Origin of the sequence: Alkalibacterium iburiense, assembly GCF_039521845.1 — a bacterium.
GTDB classification, from domain to species: Bacteria; Bacillota; Bacilli; order Lactobacillales; family Carnobacteriaceae_A; genus Alkalibacterium; species Alkalibacterium iburiense.
Window position 1 is genome coordinate 1 of the sequence record NZ_BAAACW010000060.1, and the last position, 4,818, is coordinate 4,818.

General features: G+C 42.2%; 5 protein-coding genes. All 5 read left to right on the forward strand.

All coding sequences use genetic code 11. From position 1 onward, the window contains the following. The first annotated feature begins 98 nt into the window (after positions 1–98). Genes mvk through ABDZ53_RS05060 form a run of 5 tightly spaced genes read left to right on the forward strand, consistent with a single transcriptional unit; the run spans position 99 to position 4,724 of the window. Positions 99–1,052, forward strand: a complete 954-nt coding sequence (gene mvk, locus ABDZ53_RS05040) for a mevalonate kinase (RefSeq protein ID WP_343754504.1) — start codon at positions 99–101, stop codon at positions 1,050–1,052. Continuing rightward, positions 1,045–2,016, forward strand: coding sequence for a diphosphomevalonate decarboxylase (gene mvaD / locus ABDZ53_RS05045; RefSeq protein ID WP_343754500.1), 972 nt, complete (start codon positions 1,045–1,047; stop codon positions 2,014–2,016). The genes mvk and mvaD overlap by 8 nt, the downstream gene beginning before the upstream one ends. 19 nt (positions 2,017–2,035) lie before the next feature. Then, positions 2,036–3,109: a phosphomevalonate kinase gene (locus ABDZ53_RS05050; protein ID WP_343754501.1), complete on the forward strand. Its 1,074-nt coding sequence runs from the start codon at positions 2,036–2,038 to the stop codon at positions 3,107–3,109. 20 nt (positions 3,110–3,129) lie between these two features. Beyond that, the gene (gene fni / locus ABDZ53_RS05055) at positions 3,130–4,182 is read left to right on the forward strand and encodes a type 2 isopentenyl-diphosphate Delta-isomerase (protein ID WP_343754502.1); all 1,053 of its coding nucleotides are present in this window, start codon (positions 3,130–3,132) and stop codon (positions 4,180–4,182) included. Between the two features lie 44 nt (positions 4,183–4,226). Next, positions 4,227–4,724: a hypothetical protein gene (locus ABDZ53_RS05060; RefSeq protein WP_343754503.1), complete on the forward strand. Its 498-nt coding sequence runs from the start codon at positions 4,227–4,229 to the stop codon at positions 4,722–4,724. Positions 4,725–4,818: the final 94 nt, after the last annotated feature.

The window sequence follows — 4,818 nt, forward strand, 5'->3', positions numbered from 1 at the left end:
TTTGTGTAAAAGATTGATTTACAAGCAATAAACGAAGAAATAAACTATAAAATAAACAAAATTTTTGGAAATACGCGAGAGATGAAGGGGTGGAACAGATGAAAACTCTCTTTGAACAAGCCATCGGTACGGCTCATGGTAAAATCATTTTAATGGGTGAACATGCTGTCGTCTATAACGAACCCGCTATTGCTCTTCCTTTTCTAGCAACGCCTGTTGAAGTGACGATTGAACCAACAGATGGAGAGAGCCGATTGATTTCCAGCTATTACCAAGGAGCAGTGAAAGATGTTCCTGAGGCATTAAAAAATATAAAAATAGTGATCGCATCGATTTGTGAAGATTTAGATCAACCGGTGGACTTTTTAACGATAACGATTTCCAGCCTCATTCCTCCTGAAAGAGGGATGGGATCCAGCGCAGCTGTAGCCTCTGCTTTAGTACGGGCCTTGTTCACTTATTTCAGTGAACCGCTGGATTATGAGACCTTGTTATATTATGTAGATATCTCTGAAAAAATAGCTCATGGCAACCCCAGTGGACTGGATGCCCGAGTAACCAGCAGTCTCTCACCGGTTTATTATAAAAAGAATTCCGCCTTTGACCCTATCCCCTTGCGCTTATCCGGCTATATTATTGCGGCAGACACAGGGATGAAAGGCCAGACTAAGCAGGCCGTGGAAGGGGTAGCTGAGCAGATGAAGGGGTCTTATCACGCGACTAAACGTGTGATTGAGGCTTTAGGTGAGTTAACCGAGCAAGCGAAGAAAGCGATAGAAGAAAACAACAGCGAACAATTAGGCAAATTAATGACTGCTGCTCATTCCCATTTAAAAATGATTCAAGTCAGCAATGAAGCACTGGATCATCTGGTAGATACGGCTTTAGAATATAAAGCATTAGGAGCAAAATTAACAGGCGGCGGACGCGGAGGCTGTATGATTGCCTTAACTAAAACAGCGAAACAAGCGAAGCGCATCGCCCATAAATTAATGGAACACGGAGCAGTTGAGACGTGGATTCATGCTTTAGGAGTGGAAAAAAATGACTAAATGGGTACGTGCCCATACAAATATTGCATTGATTAAATATTGGGGTAAAGAAAATGAAGAATTGATTATTCCCAAAAACAATTCTCTGTCACTTACGTTGGATGCCTTTTACACAGATACACGTGTGACATTTGATCAGTCTTTGGTAGAAGATGAACTTATCCTTGATGGAGAAAAACAACCGCATTCAGCTTTAGGTAAAGTACAAACGGTTTTAAATAGTGTCAGAGAGCAAGCGGGAATCACCTCCCCTGCTTTAGTTGAAAGTATTAACCATGTTCCTACAGCAGCTGGTTTAGCCTCATCCGCTTCTGGTTTAGCTGCTTTAGCAGGAGCAGCCAGTCAGGCAGCCGGCTTGAAGCTTTCTCAAGAAGAATTATCTAAACTGGCCCGAAGAGGGTCTGGTTCTGCTTCCAGAAGTATTTACGGCGGGTTTGCAGAATGGATAAAAGGAACCGATGATGCCACATCCTTTGCTGTTCCAGTCGATGACGCTAACTGGGATATCGGCATGCTCTTCATTATTGTAAACGACGCAGTAAAAGAAGTCTCTAGTCGAGACGGAATGAAACGAACTGTTGAAACCTCTGCTTTTTATGAGGGTTGGTTAAAGACATTGGATGCCGATCTAAAAGCTATGAAACAAGCGATTTCTGAAAAAAATGTCGAGTCAGTTGGACAAATTGCCGAGCGAAATGCTTTAAAAATGCATGCAACAACCTTAGCTGCCAATCCACCATTCACGTACTGGACAGCTGAGAGTATGAAAGCCATGGATGCAGTCAGAGCTTTACGAAAAAAGGGGTTCACAGCTTATTTCACCATGGACGCCGGTCCCAACGTAAAAATAGTATGCAAGCAGTCTGAAATGACCGGTATAAAAGACTTTTTACTCACTCATTTCGAAGCTGACCAGCTCATTGAAGCCCGACCTGGACCGGGAATTCATACGCTGGAGCAGTAATAGAGAGGAAAGCAATAAAATGATGAAGGACGTACAAACGAAAGCTCCTGGAAAATTATATATCGCCGGTGAATATGCTGTGACTGAGCCAGGCTATCCAGCTGTTCTCGTCGCTTTAGACCGCTTCATCCATGTCCAAGTTTCGCCTTCAAAGCGAGAGTATGGAACGATCAGTTCCCCCGCCTTATCAGAAGAGGCGTTAAAGTGGACGAGAGAAAACGGACAGGTGAGCTTAACCGAAGAGGTAGAATCAGCAGATATTCTTCTCTCTGCTTTACATACAACGGAACAGTTTCTATTAGAAAAAGGACAGACCCTTTCTTATTATGATATACTCATTGAAAGTGAGTTAACCTCAAAGTCAGGAGAGAAATACGGCTTAGGATCTAGCGGAGCTGTCACGGTAGCTGTTATAGAAGCGCTCCTCGCTTCGCTCTCTTATCCTGTATCTGATATCCTTCTCTATAAACTGGCTGCTTTAGCTCACATGAAGTTAAACAGCAAAGGCTCTTTTGGAGATCTAGCAGCCGCTGCTTATACGGGGTGGATTGCCTATACTAGCTTTGACAAAGAGTGGGTACAATCGAAGCAGCAGACCCATTCCGTCTCTGACATGGTCCAGTTGGACTGGCCCTTGTTAAGCATTGAAAAGCTTACTCCTCCGACTTCTTTAACGTTACTTATTGGATGGACCGGGTCACCTGCTTCTACAGAAAAGTTAGTAGGATCGGCTCACGCCCATAAGAAAAAAGAACCCTACACGGCTTTTTTAACAGAAAGTAAAGCTTGTGTAGAGCGACTCATTGAGGCCTTTCGCACTCAAGATAAGGATAGTCTATTCGAAGAAGTGAGGCGCAATCGAAAACTCCTCCAACAATTGAGTCAGGAAAATCATCTTATGATTGAAACGCCTCTTCTCAAAACATTATGTGAGATTGCAGAAGCCTATCACGCGGCGGCCAAAACATCTGGAGCCGGTGGGGGCGATTGTGGGATAGCTCTCATTGATTCCCTGCAGTATAAAGAAACGATTGAAGGGGAATGGAAAAAGCATGCCATTGTTCCTCTCCCTTTTAAAATTTACCAAAAATAATAAATAAATGGAGTGTCAGTATGTCTAAGCCAATTAACCGTAAAAATGAGCACGTCTCCTTGTCTGAAAAGTTTTATCATGATGCCGCCTCTTCATTTGATGATGTTCAATTTGTGCATGATTCTTTTCCACAGATGGATGTAAAAGAGGCTAACTTAGCCGTTCAAGTAGCGGGGTTAGATTTTTCTGTTCCTTTTTTCATCAATGCCATGTCTGGCGGAAGTCCTTGGACAGGTAAAGTCAATGAAAAGCTGTCCATCATTGCTCGTGAAACAAGTCTGGCTATCGCTACAGGTTCAGTCAGTGCAGCCATTAAAGATCCTTCTGTGAAAGATTCTTTTGAAATTGTACGGAAAACTAATCCAGATGGTTTGGTTTTTGCAAATCTAGGAGCGGGGCACGGCTTGGAAAATGCCAAACGTGTCGTCGACTTACTCGAAGCAGATGCTTTTCAGATTCATGTAAACTCTCCTCAAGAGTTAGTGATGCCTGAGGGTGATAGAGAGTTTTCCAATTGGTTAGAAAACATTCAGGAAATTGTAGAAGGCTTATCTGTCCCTGTTATTGTAAAAGAAGTCGGATTTGGTATGAGTCGTAAAACCATTTTGCTTCTGGAATCATTAGGGGTTAAAACGGTTGACATCAGTGGATCGGGCGGCACAAATTTTGCACAGATTGAAAACTTCCGCAGAAAAAATCATAAAATGGATGATTTTGAAGGTTGGGGACAATCGACGGTCGTCTCTTTACTTGAAGCACAAGAAGTCTCCGAAAAAGCAGAGATTATCGCTTCCGGTGGGATTAGACGCCCTATGGAAATAGCCAAAGCTTTATCCTTGGGGGCATCCCTAACTGGTTTATCCAGTCAATTCATGCATATGGCATTAGATGATGTCGATCAAGCTATTGAAACAGTCCATGCTTGGAAAGAAGAGCTACGTCGGATTATGACCCTCGTGGGAGCGCGGAATGTCAATGAGTTACAAGAAGCTGATTTAATTATTTCAGGCGACTCGGCTCACTGGTGTTTTGCAAGAGATATAGATATTAAAAAATATGCTTCTCGTTTCTAAACGAGAAGCATTTTACTTATTTGATAATCAAAAGGACGGTTAGTATGTACTCAGACAAAAACGTGTCGTTCAAACATGGCCTGCTGTATGTGTGTTATATTCTTTTACAATTGAGTTGGGGACTCTTTCAGACCTTGTTGGGCTTTTTATTATTTCTCTTGTTTATTAAACACCCTCATGATTTTTATCACGGAGCCATTCGAACGAAATGGCCGACCTTTAACGGTATTTCTTTAGGCTTGTTTATTTTTGTTCCAAATGAAAAGAACCCCGATTTATTAAAGTATACCAAACAAGACTCCTATCGTTTAAAAGAGCGCTGTGACCGCATTTCTGTACATGAATATGGGCACACGATTCAGTCTCTTATCTTAGGTCCTTTGTACCTGTTAACTGTTGGGTTTGTTTCCCTTTCATGGTCTCGTTTATCCCGATACAAAAAACTACGTCAACAGTACGGCGTCCCCTACTCCTTTGCTTGGCCGGAACAGTGGGCAGATTCATTAGGTGAAAAAATTCTAAAAAAACCCGCCTTAAGATAAAGGACAGCAGTCAAATGACGAGGGTGCTGAAAAAGAAACCCTTTTTAAGGGCTATAAATGGGTAAAATAAATAATCAGTGATTATCTGGTAAAT

Excerpts from the sequence above, each read along its gene's own strand:
- mvk (WP_343754504.1), top strand. The coding sequence starts at position 99 with ATGAAAACTCTCTTTGAACAAGCCATCGGTACGGCTCATGGTAAAATC.
- mvaD (WP_343754500.1), top strand. The coding sequence starts at position 1,045 with ATGACTAAATGGGTACGTGCCCATACAAATATTGCATTGATTAAATAT.
- ABDZ53_RS05050 (WP_343754501.1), top strand. The coding sequence starts at position 2,036 with ATGATGAAGGACGTACAAACGAAAGCTCCTGGAAAATTATATATCGCC.
- ABDZ53_RS05060 (WP_343754503.1), top strand. The coding sequence starts at position 4,227 with ATGTACTCAGACAAAAACGTGTCGTTCAAACATGGCCTGCTGTATGTG.
- fni (WP_343754502.1), top strand. The coding sequence starts at position 3,130 with ATGTCTAAGCCAATTAACCGTAAAAATGAGCACGTCTCCTTGTCTGAA.